The sequence below is a fragment of the Stenotrophomonas sp. YJH_SMC_4 genome (assembly GCF_059371575.1).
Map to the genome: position 1 here is coordinate 186,956 of NZ_JCAFUR010000001.1, position 26,163 is coordinate 213,118.

Annotated in this window: 19 protein-coding genes and 1 pseudogene; 8 read left to right on the forward strand and 12 right to left on the reverse strand. The window is 67.9% G+C overall.

The window, feature by feature from the left end:
- Positions 1 to 2: 2 nt before the first annotated feature.
- Genes emrA through emrR form a run of 3 tightly spaced genes read right to left on the reverse strand, consistent with a single transcriptional unit; the run spans position 3 to position 3,129 of the window.
- On the reverse strand, positions 3 to 1,184 hold the full coding sequence (gene emrA, locus AC5P9F_RS01015; protein ID WP_005408768.1) for a multidrug efflux MFS transporter periplasmic adaptor subunit EmrA: 1,182 nt from the start codon (positions 1,182 to 1,184) through the stop codon (positions 3 to 5).
- A gap of 11 nt (positions 1,185 to 1,195) precedes the next feature.
- Positions 1,196 to 2,689, reverse strand: a complete 1,494-nt coding sequence (gene emrC / locus AC5P9F_RS01020) for a multidrug efflux transporter outer membrane subunit EmrC (RefSeq protein ID WP_043034872.1) — start codon at positions 2,687 to 2,689, stop codon at positions 1,196 to 1,198.
- The gene (emrR, locus tag AC5P9F_RS01025; protein ID WP_005408766.1) at positions 2,686 to 3,129 is read right to left on the reverse strand and encodes a multidrug efflux system transcriptional regulator EmrR; all 444 of its coding nucleotides are present in this window, start codon (positions 3,127 to 3,129) and stop codon (positions 2,686 to 2,688) included. Before emrR ends, emrC begins: the two co-directional genes overlap by 4 nt.
- A gap of 172 nt (positions 3,130 to 3,301) precedes the next feature.
- Here emrR and AC5P9F_RS01030 point away from each other — a divergent pair, with 172 nt between their 5' ends.
- Both AC5P9F_RS01030 and parC read left to right on the forward strand, forming a co-directional pair.
- The gene (locus tag AC5P9F_RS01030) at positions 3,302 to 4,183 is read left to right on the forward strand and encodes a helix-turn-helix domain-containing protein (protein ID WP_005408765.1); all 882 of its coding nucleotides are present in this window, start codon (positions 3,302 to 3,304) and stop codon (positions 4,181 to 4,183) included.
- 59 nt (positions 4,184 to 4,242) lie between these two features.
- Positions 4,243 to 6,486: a DNA topoisomerase IV subunit A gene (gene parC / locus AC5P9F_RS01035; protein ID WP_024957854.1), complete on the forward strand. Its 2,244-nt coding sequence runs from the start codon at positions 4,243 to 4,245 to the stop codon at positions 6,484 to 6,486.
- Between the two features lie 321 nt (positions 6,487 to 6,807).
- On the opposite strand, the gene bfr is transcribed toward parC, so the two are convergent.
- Positions 6,808 to 7,296 carry a bacterioferritin gene (bfr, locus tag AC5P9F_RS01040; RefSeq protein WP_005408763.1) on the reverse strand — a complete coding sequence of 163 codons (489 nt, stop codon included), beginning with the start codon at positions 7,294 to 7,296 and terminating at the stop codon, positions 6,808 to 6,810.
- Between the two features lie 123 nt (positions 7,297 to 7,419).
- On the opposite strand from bfr, the gene AC5P9F_RS01045 reads away from it, so the two are divergent.
- Positions 7,420 to 9,747 (forward strand): penicillin acylase family protein, encoded by a 2,328-nt coding sequence (locus tag AC5P9F_RS01045; protein WP_262101696.1) that lies wholly within the window; start codon positions 7,420 to 7,422, stop codon positions 9,745 to 9,747.
- A gap of 82 nt (positions 9,748 to 9,829) precedes the next feature.
- Here the strand turns inward: AC5P9F_RS01045 and AC5P9F_RS01050 are convergent, their stop codons facing one another.
- The 8 genes and pseudogenes from AC5P9F_RS01050 to map all read right to left on the reverse strand — a co-directional run bounded on the left by AC5P9F_RS01050 (position 9,830) and on the right by map (position 19,932).
- Positions 9,830 to 11,218, reverse strand: a complete 1,389-nt coding sequence (locus tag AC5P9F_RS01050) for a cation:proton antiporter domain-containing protein (protein WP_262101697.1) — start codon at positions 11,216 to 11,218, stop codon at positions 9,830 to 9,832.
- A 99-nt stretch (positions 11,219 to 11,317) separates the two neighbouring features.
- Entirely contained in the window at positions 11,318 to 13,009 is a 1,692-nt protein-coding gene (gene asnB / locus AC5P9F_RS01055) for an asparagine synthase B (protein ID WP_043034866.1), read from the reverse strand.
- A gap of 537 nt (positions 13,010 to 13,546) precedes the next feature.
- Entirely contained in the window at positions 13,547 to 14,674 is a 1,128-nt protein-coding gene (dapE, locus tag AC5P9F_RS01060) for a succinyl-diaminopimelate desuccinylase (RefSeq protein WP_495231876.1), read from the reverse strand.
- Entirely contained in the window at positions 14,671 to 15,042 is a 372-nt protein-coding gene (locus AC5P9F_RS01065; protein ID WP_172711779.1) for an arsenate reductase, read from the reverse strand. Before AC5P9F_RS01065 ends, dapE begins: the two co-directional genes overlap by 4 nt.
- Positions 15,043 to 15,073: 31 nt before the next feature.
- Positions 15,074 to 15,340, reverse strand: a pseudogene (locus AC5P9F_RS01070) (hypothetical protein); the annotation flags it as partial.
- Between the two features lie 124 nt (positions 15,341 to 15,464).
- Positions 15,465 to 16,526, reverse strand: a complete 1,062-nt coding sequence (gene dapD / locus AC5P9F_RS01075) for a 2,3,4,5-tetrahydropyridine-2,6-dicarboxylate N-succinyltransferase (protein WP_005408756.1) — start codon at positions 16,524 to 16,526, stop codon at positions 15,465 to 15,467.
- The gene (locus AC5P9F_RS01080; RefSeq protein ID WP_448177696.1) at positions 16,526 to 19,135 is read right to left on the reverse strand and encodes a [protein-PII] uridylyltransferase; all 2,610 of its coding nucleotides are present in this window, start codon (positions 19,133 to 19,135) and stop codon (positions 16,526 to 16,528) included. The genes dapD and AC5P9F_RS01080 overlap by 1 nt, the downstream gene beginning before the upstream one ends.
- 20 nt (positions 19,136 to 19,155) lie before the next feature.
- Positions 19,156 to 19,932: a type I methionyl aminopeptidase gene (map, locus tag AC5P9F_RS01085; protein WP_010486307.1), complete on the reverse strand. Its 777-nt coding sequence runs from the start codon at positions 19,930 to 19,932 to the stop codon at positions 19,156 to 19,158.
- Positions 19,933 to 20,171: 239 nt separating this feature from the next.
- On the opposite strand from map, the gene AC5P9F_RS01090 reads away from it, so the two are divergent.
- The 5 genes from AC5P9F_RS01090 (at position 20,172) to AC5P9F_RS01110 (ending at position 25,983) form a co-directional block, all read left to right on the forward strand.
- Positions 20,172 to 20,702: a Csu type fimbrial protein gene (locus tag AC5P9F_RS01090; protein WP_005412747.1), complete on the forward strand. Its 531-nt coding sequence runs from the start codon at positions 20,172 to 20,174 to the stop codon at positions 20,700 to 20,702.
- Positions 20,702 to 21,451 carry a fimbrial biogenesis chaperone gene (locus AC5P9F_RS01095; protein WP_005412746.1) on the forward strand — a complete coding sequence of 250 codons (750 nt, stop codon included), beginning with the start codon at positions 20,702 to 20,704 and terminating at the stop codon, positions 21,449 to 21,451. The genes AC5P9F_RS01090 and AC5P9F_RS01095 overlap by 1 nt, the downstream gene beginning before the upstream one ends.
- Positions 21,452 to 21,458: 7 nt before the next feature.
- Positions 21,459 to 23,837, forward strand: coding sequence for a fimbria/pilus outer membrane usher protein (locus tag AC5P9F_RS01100; RefSeq protein ID WP_262101699.1), 2,379 nt, complete (start codon positions 21,459 to 21,461; stop codon positions 23,835 to 23,837).
- Complete coding sequence (locus tag AC5P9F_RS01105) at positions 23,834 to 24,868, forward strand: Csu type fimbrial protein (protein WP_005408750.1); 1,035 nt, start codon at positions 23,834 to 23,836, stop codon at positions 24,866 to 24,868. Before AC5P9F_RS01100 ends, AC5P9F_RS01105 begins: the two co-directional genes overlap by 4 nt.
- Before the next feature lie 416 nt (positions 24,869 to 25,284).
- Positions 25,285 to 25,983, forward strand: a complete 699-nt coding sequence (locus AC5P9F_RS01110; protein ID WP_062607492.1) for a fimbrial biogenesis chaperone — start codon at positions 25,285 to 25,287, stop codon at positions 25,981 to 25,983.
- The last annotated feature ends 180 nt before the right edge of the window (positions 25,984 to 26,163 follow it).

A 26,163-nucleotide genomic window follows, 5' to 3' on the forward strand; every position in this document is an offset into this window, starting at 1 on the left:
CCTCAGCCCACCTTCGCCTGCTGCTGCGGCAGGTTGCCCTGGATGATCGTGTGGATCACCTCGTCGGCATCATGCAGCTGCTTGGCATACACGTCGGTGTCGAACACCGTGCCCTTGGCCGGAGTGCTCGGCAGCACTTCACCCTTCTGGTCGCGCAGGCTCACTTCAGCCTTCATCGACAGGCCGATGCGCAGCGGGTGTTCGGCCAGCTGCTTGGCATCGATGGCGATGCGCACCGGCACGCGCTGCACGATCTTGATCCAGTTGCCGCTGGCGTTCTGCGCCGGCAGCAGCGAGAACGCGGAGCCGGTGCCCAGGCCAAGGCTCTGGATGCGGCCCTTGTACTTCACGTCACCGGCGTACAGGTCCGACTTCAGTTCCACTTCCTGGCCCAGGCGCATGTGGCGCAGCTGGGTTTCCTTGAAGTTGGCCTCGACCCACATCTGCTCGGTCGGCACCACGGCCATCAGGGCATTGCCCGGCTGCACGCGCTGGCCGACCTGCACCGAACGCCGGGCGACGTAGCCGGTGACCGGCGCGACGATGCCGGCGCGGGCGTTGTTGAGGAAGGCCTGGCGCAGCTGCGCGGCAGCCGCCTGCACGTCCGGCTGGGTGGCGATCACGGTGTCGTCGACCAGCGCGCGGTTGCGCTCGACGGTCTCGCGCGAGCCGGCCACGGCCGCTTCGGCGGCAGCCAGCTCGTCACGGGCGTGGGCCAGTTCTTCGTTGGAAATGGCGCCGGTGGCGGCCAGGTCCTTGCGGCGGGCGAAGTCTTCGCGCACGCGCTTCAGGGTCACCTGGCGGGCGTTCAAGTCCGCTTGGGCGCCTTCCACGCTGCGGTACAGACCGCGGGTCTGGCGCACCGTCTTGGCCAGGTTGGCTTCGGCCTGCTGCAGTGCCACCGCGGTGTCGGACGGGTCCAGCTGCACCAGCAGCTGGCCGCGCTCCACGCGCATGCCGTCATCGGCGTTGATGGCGACCACGGTACCGGCCACCAGCGGGGTGATCTGCACCTGGTTGCCCTGCACGTAGGCATCGTCGGTCTCTTCGAACCAACGGCCGAACATGAAGTACCACAGCGCCAGTGCGGCAAGCAGCAGCACGACGATCACGAACAGGCCGCGCAGCAGGTTGCCGCGGCGATTGGGGGCGGCCGGGGCCGCGGTGTCTTGGGTCTGGCTCATGGCGGGCGTCTTCAGGAATGCGAGGAATCGGAATGGGAGGCGATCGGTGCGCGGTCGGCGTCAGCGGGCTGGAAACCACCGCCCAGCGCCTTGCTCAGGCGCACCGAGGACTGCACCTGCTGCGACTGCAGGCCGGCCAGCTGCTGCTGCGACTGCAGCAGGGTGGACTGCGCGGTCAGCACGTCCAGGTAGCTGCCGATGCCGGCGCGGTAACGCTGCTGGGCCAGGTCGAAGGCCGAGCGTGCGGTATCCACCGCCTGCTGCTGCGAGTGCGCCTGCTGCGCCAGCGAGCGCACCGCGTTGACCTGGTCGGCGACGTCGCGCAGTGCGTCGAGCACGGCCTGGTTGTAGTTGGCCACCGCCAGGTCGTACTGCGCATCGGTGTTGGCCAGGTTGGCGCGCAGCTTGCCGCCTTCGAAGATCGGCAGGCTCAGCGCCGGGCCGATGTAGGCGAAGGTGGAGCTGCTCTTCAGCAGGTCGCCCACGTTCGGGGCGACCACGCCGGCCAGCGCGGTCAGGTTGAAGCTCGGGTAGAACCTTGTCTTGGCAACCTTGATCTGCTTGTCGGCCGCTTCAACGCGCCAGCGTGCGGCAACGATGTCGGGGCGACGGCCCAGCAGTTCGCTGGGCAGCACGCCCGGCAGCTGCAGCGCCACCGGGTTCAGCGGCTGCGGGCGCTGGATCGACAGGCCACGGTCCGGGCCCTTGCCGACCAGCGCGGCCAGTGCGGTGCGGGCCGCGTCGATCCGCTGCTGTGCGGCCTGCACCTGCTGCTGCGCCGCCGGTACGCGGGCCTCGGCCTGGCGCACCTGCAGATCGCTGTCGATGCCGGCGCGGCGGCGCTGGCGGGTCAGTTCCAGCGACTTCTGCGAACGGGCCAGCTCTTCCTCGGCCACATCGTTGAGCTGCCAGGCGTAGGCCAGGTCGGCATAGGCCTGGGTGATGCCGGTGGACAGGTTCAGGCGTGCGGCCTGGGCCTCGACGGTGGCCGCATGCGCGCCGTCCACCGCCGCTTCCCAGGCGGCGCGCTTGCCGCCCCACAGGTCCACGCCATAGCTGAAGTCGAAGGCGACCTGGCTGCTGCCGGCGTAATGGCCACCGATCTCGCTGCCTGCCATCGACTCAGGCAGGCGCAGCCCGGTATAGCCACCGGACACCGACAGGCTGGGCAGCTCATCGGCACGTGCGGTGCCGACCTGGGCCTGGGCCTGGTGCAGGCGCGCGTCGGCGGCGTCCAGGCTCGGGTGGCCGGCCAGGCCCTCGGCGACCAGCGCGTCCAGCTGCGCATCGCCCAGCGCCTTCCACCAGTCCTGCGCCGGGAAGCCGGTGGCGCTGAGGTCGGTGTCGGCCAGGGTGCGTTCGCTGTGCAGGCTGTCCACGTCAAGCACGTGGCCCTGCGGGTTGAGGCCACGACTGCTGGCGCAGGCGGCCAGGGCCAGGGCCAGCGCTGACACCAGCAGCGCGCGCCCGGACCGGAGGAGAGTGGAATGCGGGATCGGGTTCATGGGGTCGTCAGGGAATCGCGGATTCGGGTAAGGAGGGACAGCAGCAGCGTGCGCTCGTCGGCGGAAAGATCACGCAGGGCGTAATCCATCACCGCGTCGCCACGCAGCTTCAACCGCGCCCACAATGCGCGGCCTTCATCGGTCAGCACGATCTGCAGCGCACGCCGGTCCTGCGCATGCGGTTCGCGGCGGACGCAGCCCAGTGCCTCGAGCTTGTCCAGCAGGCGGGTGACTGCGCTGGGTACCTGGTCGATGGCCTGGGCCAGTTCGTTGGCCGTGCACGGGGCCATGTGCGAGAGCACCTTCAACCCGATGTAGTGGGTGAAGCCGATACCCAGGTCTTCTTCAGCCATGGACGCGTCGAGTTGCCGGACCAGGCCGTCGCGCACCTGGCGCAGCAGCAGGCCGAAACTGGGGGGAGTGGTTGCAGGACAGATCATGGGGGAGCATTCTCTTCCAAAAAAAATATTTCTCAATGGAAATATTCGATCTGGCATCGAATGCTGTGTTGCAGCAGTGGGCTGGATCAATGAAGGCGCCTACCTTAATGATCTGGTCAGGTGGCCCGGTAGTACAATTCAGACAATGGATGACACATTTCAGCCAGCGGACATGATGAACAAGGCAGAAATTCCCGCTCCCAAGCGCCTGCTCAGGGACGACGCACTGGATTGGTTCGAGCGCAACGATGGCCCACCGGTGGTCGCTTTCCGCTTCGACAGCCCGCAGGGGCTGGTCCGGGAAGTGGACTGGCACCACCACCAGCGCGCCCAGCTGATCTGTGTCGAGCGTGGCCTGCTGACCACCCGCACCTCGCACGGGACGTGGTCGCTGGCGCCGGGCTCGGCCGGCTGGATGCCGCCGCTGGAGCCGCATACGGTGACCCTGGACGGTCCGCTGCGCGGCTGGGGCATGGCACTGGCCGCGCCGGCCTGCGCCACCCTGCCCGCCGATCCCTGCGTACTGGGCCTGTCCAAGCTGGCGCAGGCGCTGGCCGACCGCATCTGCGAATGGCCGCTGGGCTATGACACCACGCCCGAGCGCCAGCACATCATCGAGGTGCTGCTGGACGAGATCCGCACCGCGCCGCGCCAGCGCATGCACCTGCCGATGCCGCACGACCGGCGCCTGCTGAAGATCGCCTCGCAGCTGCTGGCCGACCCGTCCGACGAGCGCAGCCTGGCCGAATGGGCGCATTGGGCCGGCCTGTCGCCGCGCAGCCTGACCCGTCACTTCCGCGACGAGACCACGCTCAGCTTCGCCCAGTGGCGGCAACAGGCCCGCCTGTCCGAAGCCCTGCGCCAGCTGACCGATGGCCGCAGCGTGGCCGACATCGCCCATGCACTGGGCTTCAGCAGCGCCAGTGCCTTCGTCACCGTGTTCCGCCGCCACTTCGGGCTGCCACCGGGGCGCTATCTGGCGCGGGCCGGGCATGGCCTCGAAACCGGGCTGGACCCTGCACGTGGCTTGGCATCCCCCGCCGCATCCGGATAATCACAGGATTGCGAGCGGCGACCGCCGTCGCCGCCTCCCGACATAGGTAACAACGCCGCATGACCGAACTTGCCCGCCCCGTGTTCCACGGATTCGAACAACTGCCGCTGCGCGAGTACGCCGAACGCGCCTACCTCGACTACTCGATGTACGTGGTCCTGGACCGCGCCCTGCCGTTCATCGGCGACGGCCTGAAGCCGGTGCAGCGCCGCATCATCTATTCGATGAGCGAGCTGGGCCTGAATGCCGCGTCCAAGCCGAAGAAGTCCGCGCGCACCGTCGGTGACGTCATCGGTAAGTACCACCCGCACGGCGACAGCGCGTGCTACGAGGCGCTGGTGCTGATGGCGCAGCCGTTCTCGTACCGCTACCCGCTGATCGAGGGCCAGGGCAACTTCGGCTCCAGCGATGACCCGAAGTCGTTCGCGGCGATGCGTTACACCGAATCCAAGCTGACCCCGATCGCCGAAGTACTGCTGGGCGAACTGGGCCAGGGCACCACCGACTGGGCACCGAACTTCGACGGCACCCTGCAGGAACCGACCTGGATGCCAGCGCGGCTGCCGCACCTGCTGCTGAACGGCACCACCGGCATCGCCGTGGGCATGGCCACCGACGTGCCGCCGCACAATCTCAACGAGATCGTCAGCGCACTGCTGCACCTGCTGGACAACCCCGATGCGACCGTGCGCGACCTGTGCGAGCACGTGCAGGGCCCGGACTACCCGTCCAGCGCCGAGATCATCACCGCCGCCAACGATCTGCGGAACATCTACGAGACCGGCAACGGCAGCGTGCGTGCGCGTGCGACCTTCAACAAGGAAGCCAACAACATCGTGGTGACGGCGCTGCCGTTCCAGGTGTCGCCGTCGAAGGTGATCGAGCAGATCGCCGCGCAGATGCGCGCCAAGAAGCTGCCGTGGCTGGAAGACATCCGCGACGAATCCGACCACGCCAACCCGGTGCGCGTGGTGCTGGTGCCACGTTCCAACCGCGTCGACGCCGACCAGCTGATGGGCCACCTGTTCGCGACCACGGACCTGGAGCGCAGCTACCGCGTCAACCTCAACGTGATCGGGCTGGACGGCCGTCCGCAGGTGAAGAACCTGAAGATGCTGCTCAGCGAATGGCTGACCTTCCGCAGCAACACCGTCACCCGCCGCCTGCAGCACCGCCTGCAGAAGGTCGAGCGCCGCCTGCACCTGCTGGAAGGCCTGCTGGTCGCCTTCCTCAACCTGGACGAGGTGATCCACATCATCCGTACCGAGGACGAACCGAAGGCGGCGCTGATCGCGCGCTTCGGCCTGTCCGAGGAACAGGCCGAGTACATCCTGGAAACCAAGCTGAAGCAGCTGGCCCGCCTGGAAGAGATGAAGATCCGCGGCGAGCAGGACGAGCTGGCCAAGGAACGCGAGAAGATCCTCGGCATCCTCGACAGCAAAGCCAAGCTGAAGAAGCTGATCCGCGACGAACTGACGGCCGACGCCAAGAAGTTCGGCGACGCGCGCCGTTCGCCGCTGGTGCAGCGCCAGGCCGCGCAGGCCATCGACGAGACCGAGCTGGTGCCGAGCGAGCCGATGACCGTGGTGCTGTCGGAAAAGGGCTGGATCCGTGCCGCCAAGGGCCACGACGTCGATGCGTCCGCCCTCTCCTACCGCGACGGCGATGCCCTGCAGGGTGCAGTGCGTGCGCGCAGCACCCAGCAGGTCGCGTTCCTCGACAGCGAGGGCCGCGCCTACTCGACACCGGTGCACACCCTGCCCTCCGCGCGTGGCAACGGTGAACCGCTGACCGGCCGCTTCTCGCCGGCACCGGGCACCAGCTTCGTGACCCTGGCCAGTGCCGAGCCGGATGCCCGCTTCGTGCTGGCCTCCAGCCATGGCTACGGCTTCGTCACCCGCTTCGAGAACCTGATCGGTCGCAACAAGGCCGGCAAGGCGATGCTGAACCTGTCGTCCGGCTCGTCGGTGCTCACCCCGTCGATGGTCGCCAACGTGGCCACCGACCGCATCGTGGCGGTGACCAGTTCCGGCAACCTGCTGGCCATCGCCGCCAACGACCTGCCGGAACTGGACAAGGGCAAGGGCAACAAGATCATCGAGATCCCGAAGGCCAAGCTCGCCACTGAACGCGTGGTCGCCATCGTGGCGATCAGCCCGGGGCAGACCCTGCAGGTGCGCAGCGGTCAGCGCACGATGGGGCTGAAGTTCAACGAGCTCGACGCCTACCTCGGCGCCCGCGCCACCCGCGGCCACCTGCTGCCGCGCGGCTGGCAGAAGGTGGAAGGGCTGTCGGTGGAATAAGGGCTGGGCCCTGCCCCTGGCGGGTGTCAACCTTGGTTGACACGCCTTGCGGGAGATCAGACACGAAAAAGCCGGGGCATTCCCCGGCTTTTTCGTTGTCGGCTGGCGGGCGGTGGAGCGGCTGGCTGGCGAAGGCTGGCTGGCGGTGCTCCGGTGCTGGCGGGCGACAGAACGCTGTGCTGCCGGTAGAGCCGACCGCTGGTCGGCTGCCTTTTGCTCCTGGTAGAGCCGACTGTCAGTCGGCTGCTCTACCGAAAAGCAGCCGACCAGCGGTCGGCTCTACCGGGTGGTCGCCGGGAATTGCCCGGCGCCACCTCCGGCTCAGTGCGCCGGGGCGCCGTTGCCGTCGATCTTGCTCAGCTGGTACAGCTCCAGGCCGATGCGCTTGATCAGGCCCAGCTGCTGCTCCAGCCACCAGGCGTGGTCTTCCTCGGTGTCCTTCAGCTGGGCCAACAGGATGTCGCGGCTCACGTAGTCACCCTTCTCCTCGCACAGCTTCATGCCGGCGGCGAGATTGTTCCGAACCGCGTATTCAGTGTCGAGATCCTTCTGCAGCATCTCTTCCACGGTCTTGCCCGGCTCGGTGGCATGCGGGCGCATGTCCGGGTCGCCGCCCAGGAACAGGATCCGGCGCAGCAGCGCATCGGCGTGCTGGGTTTCCTCTTCCATCTCGTGGTTCAGGCGTTCGTACAGCGCGAACAGGCCCTGGTCCTCGTAGCGGCGGGAATGGATGAAGTACTGGTCGCGGGCAGCAAGCTCGCCGCGCAGCAGTTCCTTCAGGCAGGCGATGACGTCCGGATTGCCTTTCATGGGGGGCTCCTGTGAATCGATGCGGCATAGGGTGCCGCATTTCAAAATACGGTGATCTAATCGGAATCAGTCGCAGTTGCGCCTGCGGCTACAATCGGCCCACGAGTTCGGAAAGGACGTGCGATGCGACGTACATGGCGTTGGGTGCTGGGCGTGTTGGTCGCCATCGTGCTGGTCACCGCACTGGTCCTGTGGCTGCTGCTGCGCGGCAGCCTGGCCGACCTGGACGGCGAGCATGCGCTGCCCGGCCTGGCCAGGCCGGTCACCATCGAGCGCGATGCGCTGGGCGTGGTCACCATCACCGCCACCAGCCAGGCCGACGCGATGCGCGCATTGGGCCGCGTGCATGCGCAGGAACGCTATTTCGAGATGGACCTGATGCGCCGCAGCGCGGCCGGCGAACTGTCCGCACTGTTTGGCCCGAAGGCGATCGATGCCGACAAGCGCATGCGCGTGCATCGGCTGCGCGCGCGCACCGAGGCGAACATGCAGGCTGCGCTGGGCGACAACGTCGACGCCGTGAGCGCCTATGTCGGTGGGGTCAATGAGGGCCTGGCCGGCCTCTCCGTGCGGCCATGGGCCTACCTGCTGCTGCGGCAGTCGCCGCAACCGTGGCAGGCCAGCGACAGCGTGCTGACCGGGCTGGCCATGTACGCCGACCTGCAGGACCCCGGCAACCAGACCGAGCTTGCACTGAGCCGCATCCGCGCAGTGGTGCCGCCGGCGCTGTACACATTGATCGCCCACGACGGCACCGAATGGGATGCACCGCTGTTCGGCGAACCCACCGGCAACGCCGCCCTGCCCGATGCCAGCCAGCTCGACCTGCGCACATTGAAGGGAAAATCCGGCACCGCGCAGGAAGAGGTCGACGCCGTCGGCAGCAACAACTTCGCGGTGGCCGGTGCGCTTACCGCGGACGGTCGCGCGATCGTCGCCGACGACATGCACCTGGGCCTGCGCGCGCCGGGCCTGTGGTTCCGCGTGCGCCTGCGCTACCCCGATCCACAGGCCGCTGGCGGCCAGGTCGACGTCACCGGCTTCTCGCTGCCTGGCCTGCCGGCGGTGATCGTCGGCAGCAATGGCCACGTCGCCTGGGGCTTCACCAACAGTTACATAGACACCGCCGATTACCGCACTGAACCAGCCAACGCCACGGTGACCGTGCATGAAGAACGCATCGCCGTGGCCGGCCAGGGCGATGTGCGGTTCCCGGTACGCGAAACCGCCTGGGGGCCGATCCTGCACACGCATGCCGATGGCAGTGGCGATGCGCTGCGTTGGGTCGCCCACCTGCCCGGCGCGGTGCGGCTGGACTTCGGTGACCTGGCGCGCGCCGGTGACCTGGACGCTGCCCTGCGCTTCGCCGACCACGCCGGCATCCCCGCACAGAACCTGGTGGTCGGCGACCGCAGCGGACGCATCGCCTGGCGCCTGATCGGCGCCCGCCCCGACCGCGGTCCGGGCTGTGCACCGGCCGGCTTCACCGCCGCCAACAACCAGGACTGCGCCCCCTGGCCGATCCGCAGCGACGCCTCGCCGGCATTGATCGACCCACCGAACCATCGCCTGTGGACCGCCAACGGCCGCGTCCTCGACGGCGAGGCACTGGCCAATGTCGGCAACGGTGGTTATGACCTTGGCGCCCGCGCGCGGCAGATCCGTGATCTGCTCGCCATCCAGGACCGTTTCGACGAGCACGACCTGCTGGCGATCCAGCTCGACGATCGCGCGGTGTTCCTGCAGCGCTGGTGGGCCCTGCTGCACGACGTCATCGAGCGCAGTGACGACCCTGCACTGAAGCGTTTGAAGGAAGTCAGCCATCAATGGGGCGGTCGTGCCGCGGCCAGTTCGGTCAGCTACCGGGTAGTACGTGAATTCCGCACCCAGGTGATGGAGACGTTGTCCGATGCACTGCTGGCACCGGCCAATGCGCAGCTGGGTGATGACTACCTCGACCCGCGACTGGCGCAGCTGGAAGGCGTGGCCTGGCCGATGCTGCAACAGCGTCCGGCCCATCTGCTGCCACCGGCCTTCGACAGCTGGGATGCGCTGCTGATCGACGCGGCACGCCGTACCGAGAGCGAGCTGGCCAAGCCGGGACCGCTGTCCAAGCGCAGCTGGGGCGAACGCAACACTGCGGCGATCTGCCACCCCATCGCACGGGCGCTGCCGGGCATCGCCAAGCGCTGGCTGTGCATGCCCGCCGACCAGCTGCCCGGCGACCGTGACATGCCACGCGTGCAGACGCCGAACTTCGGTGCTTCCGAGCGCATGGTGGTCTCGCCCGGCCACGAGGCCGACGGCATCGTGCACATGCCGGGCGGCCAGAGCGGCCATCCACTGTCACCTTATTGGGGCGCCGGCCACGAGGACTGGGTGCATGGACGGCCGACGCCCTTCCTGCCCGGCAAGGCACAGCACACGATGACGCTGGTGCCGGCGCGGTAGTGCCGGCCATTGGCCGGCATCCATGCAGGTGTGTCCAGCATCATGAGGTTGCCGGCCAGCGGCCGGCACCACCGTTCAACGCTCAAGCCCTGCGACGCTCGATCAGGTTCAGCAGCGGCCCGGTCATCGCCGTGGTCACCAGCGCCATGATCACCAGCACCGCGAACAGGCGGTCGCCGAGCAGGCCCAGTTCGTAACCCAGGTTGAGCACGATCAGCTCCATCAGGCCGCGGGTGTTCATCAGCGCGCCCAACCGCCACGCCTCGCGCGTGGGCATGCCGGCACTGCGCGCGGCACTGAAGGTGCCCAGCAGCTTGCCGGTCGTGGCCACCGCGATCACCACTACGCACAGCACGATGTCGCTGGCCTGCAGCGCATCGGCGCGCATGCGCAACCCGGTCATGGCGAAGAACAACGGCAGCAGCAGCGTCACCGCGAACGGTTCGACGCGGGCCATCAACAGGTCGCGCAGCTGCGCGTTGGACGATACCGCCACGCCCGCCGCGAAGGCACCGAACAGCGCGTGGATGCCCAGCATTTCGGTGATCAGGGCACTACCCAACGACAGCAGCAGGATGCCGAGCAGCCAGCGCCCCTCACGGCCCGGCGCGATCTGCTGGCGGGCGAACCACGGCTTCACCAGCCCCAGCATCAGCGCCACGAAGGCGACCACGCACAGCAGGTTGAGGCTGGCCGACAGCCATCCACTGGCCTGTGCAGCCGCCACGATCAGTGCCAGCAGGCACCATGCGGTGGCATCGCCCAATGCCGCGCACGCGATGGCGGTCTGCCCCAGCGACGTCTGCGCGATGCCGCGGTCGGCAAGGATGCGCAGCAGCACCGGGAACGCGGTGATGCTCATCGAAATACCGACGAAAAGTGCGAAGGCAGTGAAGCCCACGCCCTGCGGGCCGTGCTGCGGATACAGCCAGATCGCCAACGCGACGCCGAGCACGAACGGCACCGCGATGCCGGCATGGCTGACCGTGAAGGCGAAACGCCGGCGGCCGCGCAGTGCCGCCAGGTCCAGCTCGGCACCGGCCACCAGCAGGAACATCAGCACGCCCAGCTGGCTGAGCATGCCCAGCGGGCCCAGCGAACTGGCCGGGAACAGCGCACCATGCAACTGCGGCAGCAGGCTGCCGAGCACCAGCGGGCCCATCATCAGGCCGGCCGCCATCTCGCCAATCACCGCCGGCTGGCCCAGCCGCTTCAGCAATGCACCGGCGCCCTTGGCTACCAGCAACAGCACCAGCAGCTGCAGCAGGAAGAGGCCCAGCGGTGACGCCAGATGCTGCGCCCAGCTGCCTTCGGCAGCAACCGTGGCACGGGCGACCATCTCGGGCGCCGCCGGCCCGGCATACCGCGCCAGCAGCACGCCGGCCAGCAACGGCACCCCGGCCCACGCCAGATAACGCCATCCCCATTTCGTGGGCGGCGCGTTGCCGCCTGCCTGTACGTCCATGAACATTCCCCAATGCGCAGGGGGCGATCATACAAAAAGGGGACGGAGGGGATTAAGTCGTTTGTGCCACTTACGACTTAATCCCCTCCGTCCCCTTTTGGGGGCTTAGGCCAGTGCCTGCTCGTGCACGCCGGCGATCGCGCGTCCCGAAGGGTCGGCAGCGGCGGCGAAGCTGGCGTCCCAGGCAATGGCCGCCGGCGAGGAGCAGGCGATGGACTTGCCGCCCGGCACGGTCTCCGCGGCCGCACGGCTGGGGAAGAACTGCTCGAACAGGTGGCGGTAGTAATACGCCTCCTTGGTCTGCGGCGGGTTGTGCGGGAAGCGCTTGTCGGCCGCCGCCAGCACGCGGTCACTCACCTGCGCCTCGGCATGCGCCTTCAGGCCGTCGATCCATCCATAGCCGACGCCATCGCTGAACTGCTCCTTCTGACGCCACAGGATGCTGTCCGGCAGGTAGCCGTCGAACGCCTCGCGCAGCACCGCCTTTTCGATGCGGCGACCGCCAAAGCCGGCGCCCACCATCTTGTGCGCGGCATCGAAGCGCATCGCCACGTCGAGGAATTCACGATCCAGGAACGGCACGCGCGGCTCCACGCCCCAGGCCATCATCGACTTGTTGGCACGCAGGCAGTCGTAGTTGTACAGCGCGTCGAGCTTGCGCACCAGCTCCTCGTGGAACTCACGCGCATCCGGTGCCTTGTGGAAATACAGGTAGCCACCAAAGATCTCATCGCTGCCCTCGCCGGAGAGCACCATCTTCACCCCCATCGCCTTGATCCGCCGCGCCAGCAGGAACATCGGCGTGGAGGCGCGGATGGTGGTGACGTCGTAGGTTTCGATGTGGCGGATCACTTCCGGCAGCGCATCGAGGCCTTCCTCGAAGGTGTATTCGAAGCCGTGATGCACGGTGCCCAGCGCTTCGGCAGCAATGGCAGCGGCAGCCAGATCGGGCGAGCCCTTCAAGCCGATCGCGAACGAATGCAGGCGCGGCCACCAGGCTTCGGTCTGCCCGCCATCCTCGATGCGGCGACGTGCATAGCGCGCGGCTACCGCCGCCACCAGCGACGAGTCCAGGCCACCGGACAGCAGCACGCCGTACGGCACGTCGCTCATCAACTGGCGTTCCACCGCGTGCTCGAAGGCCTGGCGCAGTTCGGCCAGATCGGCCTGGCGACCCTGCACGTCGGCATAGTCACGCCACGGTTGCTGGTAGTAGCGCACCAGTTCACCGCTGGCACTGTCGAAATAGTGGCCCGGCGGGAACTGCGCGACATCGGCACAGGTATCGACCAGCGCCTTCATTTCCGAGGCCACGCGCAAGCGCCCCTGGGCGTCGTGGCCCCAGTACAGCGGCACCACACCGACCGGGTCGCGCGCCACCAGCACGCGTCCACTGTCACGGTCCCACAGCGCGAAGGCGAAGATGCCGTTGAGCTGTTCCAGCCACTGCGCCGGCGCGCCGCCCTGGCGGTACAGCGCGTTGATCACCTCGCAGTCCGAGCCGGTCTGGAAGTCGTAGGGGGTGGTCAGCGCCGCCTTCAACGCCTGGTGGTTGTAGATCTCGCCGTTCACCGCCAGCGCCAGCTGGCCATCGGCCGACAGCAGCGGTTGCGAACCACCGGCCGGATCGACGATGGCCAGCCGTTCATGGACCAGCAGCGCACCTTCGTCGAGGTACACGCCGCTCCAGTCCGGGCCACGGTGGCGCTGGCGTTGCGACAGTTCCAGCGCGTGGCGGCGCAGGGTGGGAAGATCGTCACCGGCCTGCAGGCCGAAGATTCCGAAGATCGAACACATGGGGGAGCTCCTGTTGGGGAATTTCACGGGTGGGAAGGTGTTCGACCGGCCATCCAGGCCCGGGCAGGCTGCGCCCGGGCACAAAAAAACCCGCATCGGCTGATGCGGGTTTTCTGGTGTCCGGGCGTGTGTTGCTGTCTATCTACCCAGGGCGCAGTCCCGCATCGGCCGCGCACGATTATTCGCGCGCAGATTATTGCGGTTGTTGTTGACGGCGGTGGCTTGGCGGATCGACATGGCATCGACCCTACCCCGGTTTCCAGCGCGGCGCAACAGTTGCGTCGGCAACCGAGGCACCGGGGCACTGGCTGCCCTGCCCTGCCCTGCCTGGGCCTGGCGCCTGCCAGACCCTCACCCGCCTTCGGCCCTGCCAGCGGCGGCCGGCTTGTTCGCCAGGCCCCAGGCGCAGCGCTCCTACATGGCCGCGCCAAGCTACTGGGAAAAGGCGATCATGCCGCCGTTACTCATCTTTTCGGACCAGGGCCCGGCTGCAGTCCTGCGGAAGGTGTGCCGACCGACGATCGGCATCCACCATCCTCACACCAGCAGCCGTTCCACCAGCCGCTGGTACAGCCCCGGCAACGCTTCCAGATCGTCCACGCGCACGTTCTCGTCCACCTGGTGGATGCTGGCATTGACCGGGCCCACTTCGATGCATTGCGCGCCCAATGGCGCGATGAAGCGTGCATCGGAGGTGCCGCCGCCGGTGCTTTCTTCTGGCGCGCGGCCGATGTGTTCGGCCAGCACCGCACGCGCGGCGGCGCGCAGCGTGCCTTCCGGGGTGTAGAACGGCTCGCCGCTGCGATGCCACTTCAGCGTGTACTGCAGGCCATGCCGTTCCAGCAGCGCGGTGATCTCCGCTTCCAGCTTCGGCGCATCCCAGTGCGGGTTGTAGCGGATGTTGAAATCCACCTCGAGTTCGCCGGGAATCACGTTGTTGGCACCGGTGCCGGCGTGGATGTTGGAGATCTGCAGGCTGGTCGCCGGGAAACTCTCGTAGCCTTCGTCCCAGCGCCGCGCACTCAGCTCGGCCAGGGCCGGCGCCGCCTGGTGGATCGGGTTGCGTGCCTTCTCCGGATACGCCACATGGCCCTGTACGCCGTGGACGCGCAGTTTGGCCGACAGGCTGCCACGACGCCCCACGCGCAGCAGATCGCCCAGCGTCGCGGTCGACGACGGCTCACCGGTGATGCACCAGTCGATGCGCTGCCCGCGTGCGGCGAACAGGCGTGCAACGTGGCGCACGCCATCGATGGCATCGCCCTCCTCGTCGCTGGTCAGCAGTACCGCCAGCGTGCCGGGATGGTCGGGATGGTCGGCGACGAACTGCTCGGCGGCCACCGCGAACGCCGCCACGCTGCCTTTCATGTCGGCGGCACCGCGCCCATACAGCACGCCATCGCGGATCTGCGGCGTGAACGGGTCGCTGGTCCAGGACTCGCGCGGGCCGGTGGGCACCACGTCAGTGTGGCCCAGCAGAACCAGCACCGGCGCGCCCTGGCCATGGGTCGCCCATAGATTGTCAACGTCGCCCAGACGCAGATGATCGCACTGGAATCCGGCCTGCTTCAGCCGCGCCGCCAACAGCGCCTGGCAACCAGCATCGTCCGGCGTTACCGAAGGTCGCGCAATCAGCTCGCAGGTCAGGTCGAGGACCGCGCTCACGCAGCACCCACGCCGAAGCGGGCCTTGAAGCCGTTGTCACTGAAACCCTGGCTGACCGTGCCGTCGGCGGTAACCACCAGCGGGCGCTTGATCAGCTGCGGATACTCGCGCAGCAGCAGCTTCCATTCGGCCTCGGAGTCCGCGGCCTTGCGATTGTCCGGCAGCTGCCGCCAGGTGGTGGAGGACTTGTTGACCATCGCCGCCAGCCCCCCCAGCTGCGCGGCCCATTCCAGCAGCATTTCCGGGCTGGGCTTGTTGTCGCGGTAGTCGACGAAGGTGTACGGCACGCCGAAGCGGTCCAGCCACTTGGTCGCCTTCTTGCAGGTATCGCAGTTCTTCAAACCGTAGACAGTGGTGCTCATGGCCATCTGTGATGCTGGAAAACAGAGGGCCAGAATCTCACAACAGGCGCTCGGACACGACCCGGAACGGCACTCTCGGCAAGCGGAAGGCCAGGCCCGATGCAAGCGCCACGCCCATCGCCTGCAGGCGCGGGCACTGCAGCTCGCGTTCCAGGCGCAGCGGCTGCAGGCTGTCGAGGTCTACCGGCAGCGCGATGCGGGTGCTGGCCCAGCGACAGTCGCAGGTGCGGGCGATGGCCTCGTCCTGGCAGGTGAGGAAACGCAGGGGGGCCTGATGGCCACCGAAGGCGGCGCCGGCATCGGCCAGCGCCGCGACAGCGCGCGGCCCAGCCGGGTCCAGCGCGGGGCGTACAGCATCCGCCCCAACAGGGTGTCGGACGGATGCCGGTAGATCGCGGACTGCGCCAGATCCTCCGGCGCAGCCACCTTCAGTCGGCCAGGCCGCGCAGCAGGTCGTTGACGCTGGTCTTGCTGCGGGTCCTGGCATCAACCTGCTTGACGATCACCGCGCAGTACAGCGAATGCGTACCGTCCTTGCTCGGCAGCGAGCCGGACACCACCACGCTGTACGGCGGGATGTAGCCGTAGGTGATCTCGCCGGTGGCACGGTTGTAGATGCGGGTGCTCTGGCTGAGGAACACGCCCATGCCGATCACGCTGTGGTGACCGACCACCACGCCTTCCACCACTTCCGAACGCGCACCGATGAAGCAGTGGTCTTCAATGATGGTCGGGCTGGCCTGCAGGGGTTCCAGCACGCCGCCAATGCCGGCACCGCCGGACAGGTGGCAGTGCTGGCCGATCTGCGCGCACGAACCCACGGTGGCCCAGGTATCGACCATGGTGCCTTCACCGACATAGGCACCGATGTTGGTGAAGCTCGGCATCAGCACCACGTCCTTGCCGAAGTACGTACCGCGGCGGGCAATGGCGCCCGGCACCACGCGCACGCCACCACGGCGGAACTTCGCTTCGTCATAACCGGCAAAACGCGATTCGACCTTGTCCCAGAACGGCGCCGGACGTGCGTCGACCACGGCCATGTCGTTGACGCGGAAGTACAACAGCACGGCCTTCTTCAGCCACTCGTTGACCTTCCAGCCACCGTGGCCGTCCGGTTCGGCAACGCGGAATTCGCCGCTTTCCAGGCCGTCGATCACACGGTTGACCAGCGGCCTGGTCGAGCCTTCCAGTTCGTGAAGGGTCAGCGTGGCGCGGCGTTCGAAGGCACTTTCGATGCCGAACTTCAGTTCTTCCACGCCCGGCGCGGCCGGCTTGCGCAGCGACTTGCGGGCGATGGTTTCGGCGCGTGCGGCTTCTGCGCTCTTGGCCGGGGCCTTCTTCGGTGCTGCCACCTTCTTCGCCGGCGCCTTCACCACCGCGGCTTTCTTCGGCGCGGCAGCCTTCTTCGCGGCCGGCACGGCGGCAGTTTTCTTGGCCGCTGCGCTCTTGGCGGTGGCAGCAGTCTTCTTAACAGGCTTGGTGGCCATCAGGCGGGGTCTCCGGCGTTTCGATCAGGGTCCAGGCAGGCCAGCATCGCGTCATGCAGCTGCTGCCGGGCAGGTTCAGTCAGGGGTAGGTCGTGTTCGTCACTGATCACGAAGGTGTCTTCGGCGCGTTCGCCGAACGTGGCAATGCGTGCATCATGCACGCGCAGGCCCTGGTTGCGCAGCACGAACGCCACGTCGGCCAGCAGGCCGGGGCGGTCGGGTGCGACCAGGGCAAAACGGGTTGCGCCCGGTTCATCGCGGAACTCGATGCGCGGCGCGAAGCGGAAATGGCGCAGCTGGCGTGGCACCACCCGACGCGACGGGCGCAGGCGCGACAGGTCACCACTGAGTGCCTCGCGCAGCGCGGCCTCCAGGTTGGCGCTGCTGCCATCGGCGAAGCTGTCGGCCGGATTCACTTCGAAGGTATCGAAAATGGTGTCGGCCGGGCCATCCAGCACGCGCGCGCGATGGATCCCGTAGCCCTTGCGGTCCAGGGTCATCACGATGGCGGCAAACAGTCCGTCGCGGTCCGGCGAATGCACGAACACTTCCAGTGCCGGGTCGTCGACACTGATGCGGCGCACCTTCACCAGCGTCTGGCCCTGTTTCACCGGTACCAGCGCCGCGGCCTGCCAGGCCAGCTGCTCGGGGCGCAGGCGAATGAAGCCCTCATCCGGCATCACGGCGAACTGGCGGTCGATGGTGGCGTCGTCGTAACCCTGCTCGCGCACCAGTGCGCGCACGCTGTCACGCGCCTCGGCCACGCGCTCGGCGGCCGGTACCGGATGCTCCAACCCCTCGCGCAGCGCACGCCGGGTGGCAAAGTACAGGTCGGCCAGCAGGCGATCCTTCCAGGCATTCCACAGTTTCGGGCTGGTGCCGGCGATGTCGGCACAGGTCAGCAGGTACAGATAGTCGAGGCGGTCGCGGCTGCCCACCAGGGTGGCGAAGCGATGGATCACCACCGGGTCGGCGATGTCCTGCTTCTGCGCGGTCACCGACATGCGCAGGTGCTGTTCGACCAGCCACGCTACCAGTTCGGTATCGGACGTGCTCAGCGCATGCGCCTGGCAGAACGCGCGCGCATCGACCGCGCCCAGTTCGGAATGGTCGCCGCCGCGGCCCTTGGCAATGTCATGGAACAGGCCGGCCAGCAGCAGCAGCTCCGGCTTGCGCAGGCGCGGCCAGACTTCATGGGCGATCGAGAAGCGTTCGTCGGCACGGCTGCTGGCGAACAGGCCGATGTTGCGCAGGACCATCAGCGTGTGCTGGTCGACGGTATAGACATGGAACAGGTCGAACTGCATGCGCCCGCTGACCTGGGCGAACGCGGGAATCCACTGGCCGAGCACGCCCAGCCGCGCCATGCGCGAAAGCGTATCGACCGGGCGTTGGCCACGCAGCAGGGTCATGAACTGCTCGCGCGCGTCGGTATCGGCCTGGTCGTAGGCCGGCAGCAGCGGCAGCGCTTCGGCCAGCGCGCGCGCGGTCAGCGAATGCAGGCCGCGTACCTGCGGATTGTTGGCCCAGCTGGAGAACAGCGCAAACACCTGGCCGATATCGCCACGCGGCCAGTCGGCCTCGTTGGCGGCCAGGTAGCCGCGGCGCAGGGAGAAGCCCACGGTCAGCGGTTCCGGCTGCGCTTCGCCATCGAACTGTTCCTCGAAGCGCTGCAGCAGGCGGTCGCTGATCCGCCGCACCACCAGCGCGGCGCGGTAGAAGCCCTGCATCATTTTCTCGACACCGAGGTTCTCGGCGTCGTCTTCGAAGCCCAGGCGCGCGGCCAGGGTCTTCTGGTAATCGAAACGCAGGCGCTCTTCCGGGCGACGTGCTACCAGGTGCAGGCCGAAGCGCAACCGCGCCAGCACCGCACGTTCGCGCTTGAGCGCCGCGGCTTCGTCGGCACCCAGATGGCCGAGCCCGACCAGGGCTTCCAGGTCGCGCACGCCAAAGGCGCGCAGCGCCATCCAGCCCAGCGTATTGAGATCGCGCAGGCCACCGGGGCCATCCTTCAGGTCCGGCTCCAGGTTGTCGGCGGTATCGCCGAAGCGCTGGTGGCGGTTGCGCAGCTCTTCCAGCTTGGCCAGGAAAAAGGTGCGTGCCGGCCAAAGCTCGCGGTCGTCGGTGGCCTCGCGCAGCGCGCGGCGCGCTGCATCATCAGCCAGGATCGGGCGCGCCTCGATCAGCGCGGTCAGCACGGTCTGGTCCGTCGCCGCCTCGCGGCACTGGGATGCAGAACGCACCGCATGGCTGACCGCCAGCCCGCAATCCCACAGCAGCGCAAACAGGCGCGCCAGTGCCGCTTCGTGCGCCAGCTGTGCCGGCGGGCCGCCGAACACCAGCAGGTCGATGTCCGAGCGCGGGAACAGCTCACCGCGCCCATAGCCGCCCACCGCGAACAGCGACAGGCCACTATCGACTGGCAGGCAGCGCTGCCACGCCAGGCGGATCAGATGGTCGGCGGCACGCGCGCGCAACGCCAGCAGGCGCTCGATGTTGTCGCCCTGGTCGAAACGGCGGTACAGGCGCGCGTCAGCCTGCTGCAGCGCCTGGCGCGCGGCAGCAGCCCAGTCCGGGTCGTTGAGCGACGCGGCCGGCGTGTCCAGCAGCGAACTCGCCGGCAGCATCCTCAGGAGACCTGCGACTCGCCCGGCGACAGCGTCAGCACGTCGACGCCGGTCTCGGTGACCGCGATCATGTGCTCCCACTGCGCCGACAGCTTGCGGTCCTTGGTCACCACGGTCCAGCCATCCGGCAGCACCTTGTTGTAACGGGTGCCCTCGTTGATCATCGGTTCGATGGTGAAGGTCATGCCCGGCTGCAGCACCAGGCCCTGGCCCGGGCGGCCGTAATGCACCACCTGCGGCTCGTCATGGTAGACCTTGCCGATGCCGTGGCCGCAGTACTCGCGCACCACGCTGAAACGCTCGCCTTCGGCATAGCTCTGGATGGCATGGCCGATGTCGCCCAGGGTTGCGCCCGGACGCACCGCACGGATGCCGCGCCACATCGCTTCGTAGGTGGTTTCCACCAGGCGGCGGGCCATCACCGACGGCGTGCCGACGAAGTACATGCGGCTGGTGTCGCCGTGCCAGCCGTCCTTGATGACGGTAACGTCGATATTGATGATGTCGCCATCCTTCAGCACCTTCCCTTCGCTGGGAATACCGTGGCAGATGACGTTGTTGACCGAGGTGCACACGGTCTTCGGGAAGCCGCGGTAGCCGACGTTGGCCGGAATCGCGCCCTGCACGTTCACGATGTGGTCGTGGCAGATGCGGTCCAGCTCCTCAGTGGTGACACCGGGCTTGACGTGGGGGGTGACGATGTCGAGCACTTCGCTGGCCAGGCGGCCGGCGATGCGCATCATCTCGATTTCCTGCGGGGTTTTCAGATTCACGCTCATGGCGCCCATTATCGCCGATCCCGCTGCAATCTGAACGAACGCCACCCAACTGGCGATCCGGGGGCATGCACGGTTCCGGCAAGGAAAGTGAAAGCGTGACGATCTCCACCCTTTCGCACGCCTGTTTATCACGGATTACAGACACTTACCCGCAGAAGCTGGCCACGACCGTTGTCAAAGCGGCCCGAACCTGCCGCCTTCGCCTTGTTCAACAGACCTTCGGGTCAGGGAGGTTGTCCATGCGATCCACGTTCCGCTCACCGCTCGCCTGGGTCCTGACCGGACTGTTGCTGGCCGGCCCCGCACTGGCCGCCGACACCACGACCTTCAACGTGACCCTGGTGGTCACCAAGGCCTGCACCATCACGGCGGCGGCGGCCACCAACGTTGACTTCGGCACGGCGGCCTCGACCACGGCGACCCCCACCCTGGGCCAGGGCACGGTGACCGCCCAATGCTCGGCCCTGACCCCGTACACGATTTCGCTGAACGCTGGCGCCAATGCCAGCACCGCCAACGACGTCACCACCCGCCGGATGAAGAACACCAACGCCGCGGTGACCGCCAACAACTTCGTTGGCTACCAGCTCTACCAGGACGCCGCACATACCCTGGTCTGGGGTGCGACCTCGGGCACCAACACCCAGGCCGGCATCGGCACTGGCCTGGCCGTGCCCTACATCGTCTACGGCCAGATCCTGAACCTGAGCACCAACAACCCGGCCACCGGCAACTACCTGGATACGGTCACCGCCACGATCACCTATTGATGGAGCACGCCCGCATGGCCGGACCCCGCCCGTGGCGCGCCACCGGCGTGGCGCTGCTCGCCCTCTCCCTGCTGGCCGCAGCCCCTGCCGGTGCCACCAGCCTCCAGGTCGCCCCCACCAGCCTGCAGCTTGAGGCCCGCCAGCGCGCTGGCGAACTGTGGCTGACCAACAGTGGCACCTCGCCGGTCAGGCTGCAGGTGCGGGTCTTCCGCTGGGTACAGCAGGATGGCCAGGAACAACTGCTGCCCACCGAGGAACTGCTGGCCACCCCTCCGATGCAGGAACTGGGCGCGGGCCAGCAGCAGCTGGTACGGGTCATGCGCCCGAACCACGAACCGCCTGCGGCACAGCAGTACTACCGGCTGATCGTCGACGAGGTGCCTGATCTGGCGACCCGCGCCAACGGCATGCAGTTCGTGCTGCGCTATTCGATTCCGGTGTTCGTGCAACCCTCGGGCGGCAAGCTGGCGCCGCGCCTGCAGGCCAGCCTGGTGCGGCTGCAGGACGGACGCAACGGCGTGGAGGTGGCCAACACCGGCAACAGCTATGCACAGATCGCCGACCTGGCGCTGGGCAGCGTCCAGCGCCCGCGCATCGTGCACCCCGGTCTGCTGGGCTATGTACTGCCCGGGCAGGTGATGCGCTGGCCGATCGAGCGCACGGCCATCGACCGCGACAACGACCAGATCACGGCCAAGCTCAATGGCGAGTCGGAACAGACGCCGCTGTCGCCACCACCGGCTCGCTGAGGCGTTGATGGGCGCGCTGTTTGCTGCCCTGGCTCCTGCGGCGACCGAAGCCGCCGATGTGTCCGGCGTGGCTGCCGCCGGGGCTGCGGACGTCTCCGGGGTGTCGGCCGACGCGATCCTGCCCGCCCCCACGCCCCTGACCGCCAGCCAGACCCTGTACCTGGACGTCTCGCTCAACAGCACGCCCCGCGGCCTGCTGCCGTTCACTGAAACCCGTGGCCGGCTGCAGGCCAGTCCGGAAGTGCTGCGCCAGCTCGGCTTCAGCGCCCGCGGCGATGCGCCGGTCTATCTGGACCAGATCAGCGGGGCCGTTGTGCGCTACGACGCGCATATGCAGACCCTGGCCCTGGACGTGCCGCTGGACCAGCTGACCCTGCCGACCACCGTGCTCAGCCAGCCGCAGACCCGGGCACCGGCCAGCACCGCCTCGCCCGGCCTGCTGCTGAACTACGACATGTATGGCAGCCGGGTCGACATGCTCGGCAACCTCAGCCTCAGCTCGGAGCTGCGCCTGTTCGGGATCGGCAACGGCACCATCGAGAACACAGCGATCAGCCGGCGCTACCAGCAGCCCGGCGATCGTCGCTGGCGCGGTGAGAGCGTGCGCCTGGATACGCGCTGGAGCCTGGATTTCCCCGGCAAGGCGATGACGCTGGAGGTCGGCGATTTCTACAGCGGCTTCGTCGACTGGACCCGTCCGGTGCGCCTGGGCGGCCTGCAGATCGGCCGCAACTACGGCCTGCAGCCGTATCGCGTACTCACCCCCACGCCCAGCTTCCTCGGCCAGGCGGTGGTGCCGTCCACGGTCGAGCTGTACGTCGATGGCCTGCGCCAGTACAGCGGGCAGGTGCCGGTCGGTCCGTTCCAGCTGGCCGCGCAACCCGGCATCAGCGGCACCGGCAGCGCACAGGTGGTGGTGACCGATGCATTCGGGCGCATGCAGACGCTGGATTTCAGTTTCTACGGCACCCAGCAGCTGCTGGCCAAGGGCCTGTCGGACTGGTCGGCCGGCGTTGGCCGCCTGCGTGAGGATTTCGGCCAGCGTTCCTTCGCCTACGACGATCGCACCGTGGCCAGTGCCAGCTGGCGAGGCGGTATCAGCGACACCTTTACCGGCGAAGCACATGCCGAAGGCGGCGGCGGCCTGGCCCAGGCCGGCATCGGCGGCTGGTGGCTGCTCGGCGGCGCGGGCGTGTTCAACGCCGCCTATGCGCACAGTGACTATCACGGCCTGCGGGGCGGGCAATGGGCACTGGGCTACAGCTGGAACAACCGCCGGCTCAATTTCAATCTGCGCAGCGTGCGCAGCCATGGCGATTACCGCGACCTGGGCGCACTGCAGGGCAACCTGCCGCCGAGCATCAGTGAACAGGCCACGGTCGGCGCCGATCTGCTGCGGCTGGGCACGCTCAGCGCCAGCTACCTGCGCCTGCGCTATCCCGACGGAGACGACAACCGCTACGCCAGCCTGTTCTGGTCACGCACCTGGAGCCAGCGGTGGTCGGCCTACCTGTCGGTGAACCAGAACCTGGACAAGAGCGATGACCGCAGCATCTACCTGTCGGTCACCGCCAGCCTGGGCAACAACCGCCAGGCCAGCCTCTCCAGCCAGCGCAACGGCGACAGCCAGAGCTGGGTAGCGGACGTGACCCAGCCGGTACCCGGCGACGGCAGCGCCGGCGGCGTCGGTTGGCGCGCGCAGGTGCGCCATGGCGAGGACGGCAATGGCGGCCTGGCCGAAGTCGGCATCCTCAATGACGTCGGTCGCTACTCATTCGGCGCCTCGCGCCAGGGCGGCCTGAACTATGCCTACGCCAGCGCCAGTGGCAGCCTGGTGTGGATGGGCGGGCATGCCTTCGCCACCCGCGAAGTCTCCGACGCGTTCGCAGTCATCAGCACCAACGGCGTGGGCGGCGTGCCGGTGCGGCTGGAAAACCGGCTGATCGGCGTGACCGATGATCGCGGCCTGCTGCTGGTCAGCCCACTGCTGTCCTGGCAGCGCAATCGCGTCTCCATCGACACCCTGGACCTGCCCGAGGACATGCGCGCCGATCGCATCGAAGACTGGGTGACACCCCGCCAACGCGCCGGCACCCGCGTGACCTTCGCGCTGCGTTCGCGGCCGTCGTTGAACCTGACCCTGCACGGCATGGACGGGCAACCGCTGGAGGTCGGCAGCGAGGTGCAGCTGCCGGACGGGCGACAGGCGCTGGTGGGCTATGACGGGCTGCTGTACCTGGAAGACGTGTCCGCCGGCAGCGTGCTGTACATCACCACCAGCCGCGGGCAATGCAGGGTGAAGGTACCGGACGTGCCCAAGGTGGTGGCTTCCGGCGCGCGGCCGAAGCCGGCACCGCTGGCGTGCATCCCGGAGGTAGCGCCATGAGGACGTTGCTGCTCGGCCTGCTGCTGGTCGCCGGCCTGCTGGCGGCGGCACCGGCCCGCGCCGTCGCGGTGTGCGCCGCCGTCGCCGACCCGACGCTGCCGTTTGGCAACGTCAACAGCAATGCCCCCGGCGCAACCACCGGCACGCTCAACATCACCGTGACCTGCACCACTGCCGCGCTGAGCGTGCTGGCCACTACCGGCGTGCGGGTCTGCGTGGGCATCGGCGCCGGCAGTGGCGGCGGCAGCAGCTCCAGCTGGCGGACGATGAAGACCAGCACCAGCGACAGCATGAACTTCCAGCTCTACAACACCTCCAACTTCAGCCAGGTGACCGGGTTGACCCCGCGCGGCTCGCCGCCGGCGCAGGAGCTGACCCTGACCTACAACGTGCCCCTGACCGGCGGCAGCGGCACGCAGACCACGCAGCTGTCCGCACAGATCCCCGCCAATCAGATCCTGGCGTCAGGCGCCTACAGCAGCACCTTCAACGGCGCCAACGTGGTGCTGACCTGGGCCTGGAACGAGGTCCTGCTCGGCAATGCCACGGTGCCCGCCAACTGCAACGGCGGCGCCACCGGCACCAACAGCATCAGCAACGCCTTCAGCTTCACCGCCACCGCCAACGTGCTGCCGCAGTGCGGCAGCTACGTCACCACCAACATGGACTTCGGCAACGTCACCGGCGGCATTCCCGCCAACATCGACCGGACCGCCACCTTGACCCTGACCTGCCTGAAGAACACGGCCTACCAGGTCAGCCTCAACAACGGCCAGAACAACCCCTCCGCCACCAGCACGCGGCGCATGGCCACCACCATCGGCGGCAGCACCTACTACCTCACCTACGAGCTGTACCGCAATGCCGCGCGCAGCCTGCGCTGGGGCAACACCCTCAACGTCGATACCGTTGGCGGCACCGGAAGTGGCAGCGCGCAGCAGCTGACCATCTATGGCCGGGTGCCGCCGGTCACCGGCCAGCCCCCGGCCGGCATCTACAACGATGTGGTGCAGGTGACCATCACCTATTGACCTGCATGCCGACCAACGGTCGACACCCACCGGGGGTTCGGCACATCCACGTCATGCGTGGATGCGCGCATCATTCCTGTGCCAGGAGCAGTCGACTGACAGTCGACGCTACAGATTCGGCCGATCCAGCCGATACCGCGCAGCGAGATCTTTCAGCACGGTGGTTGCCAGGTGGCTCGCGCATTTCTGATAGGGGCGATACTGTTCGCCAGCACATCGGCGTGGGCCGAACCCGGCCCCAGCAACCTGCAGATCCGCCTGACCGTGGTCGAAGCCTGCCGCGATGACCCCGGCAGCACCCACTGCCCCGCCCCCCACCAGCGCAGCGACACACCGCAACTTCCGCCCCAGGTCCGCGAGCTCGCGCCTCCCGCCGACGGCGAAGACACGACGTCCGCCGTGACCGTCATCTACTGATGCGGGCACTTCTGACCCTGCTGGCGATGCTGCTGGCGTTGCCTGCCGCGGCATTGGACCTGTTGCCGACCACACTGCAGCTGCCCGCCGAAGGTGGCCAGGGCGAACTTTGGCTCTTCAACCCCGGTCCCGGCCGCTGGCAGGGCCGGGTACAGATCCTTGCGTGGGACCAGCAGACCGACGCGGACATGCTGCGTCCCACCGACCAGGTGCTCGCCAGCCCCACCCTGCTCGACATCCCGCCCGGCGTCCGACAGCGCATCTGGCTGCTGCCACGCCAGCCGGCATCCGCTGTCGGCGAACAGGCCTATCGGGTCGTCCTGGCCCCCACTACGCCAGGCCTGCAGCGCTATTCGCTGCCGTTGTTCCGCGGGCACGCCACGCCAATGACCCAATCGCGGCTGCATGCAGGGATCGAACCCGGCCAGTCACATACCTTCCTGCGACTGAGCAACACCGGTACCCTGCACGCACGCCTGAACGATCTCGCCTACATCACCAGCGGCGGTCAGCGCACCCTGCTGCTGCCCGGCCTGGCCGGGTATCTGCTGGCCGGCCATGAGCGCCGCTGGGCCCTGCCCGCCCGCGCTGATGGCTACGCCGGCGGTCATTTCCAGGCCCGGCTGCAGGATGGCCGCGTGATCGATCTGGTCGCTCCAGGCCCGGCAATTGCAGCCAGCGCACCGAGCGGGCTATAATCGACCGGATTCCTGCCGCCTGCGTGCGCGGGAACCCGTCCACACCGGACGTCACCGGTGAATCCACACCTGCTGCCCCCATCCGTGCCGGGGTGCTCCGCAAGGAGTTCGGCCACGGAGGCAACAGGGAAGCCCAACCCCGGAACCGATCGCGCTTCCACGCGTCCCGCATACCTATCC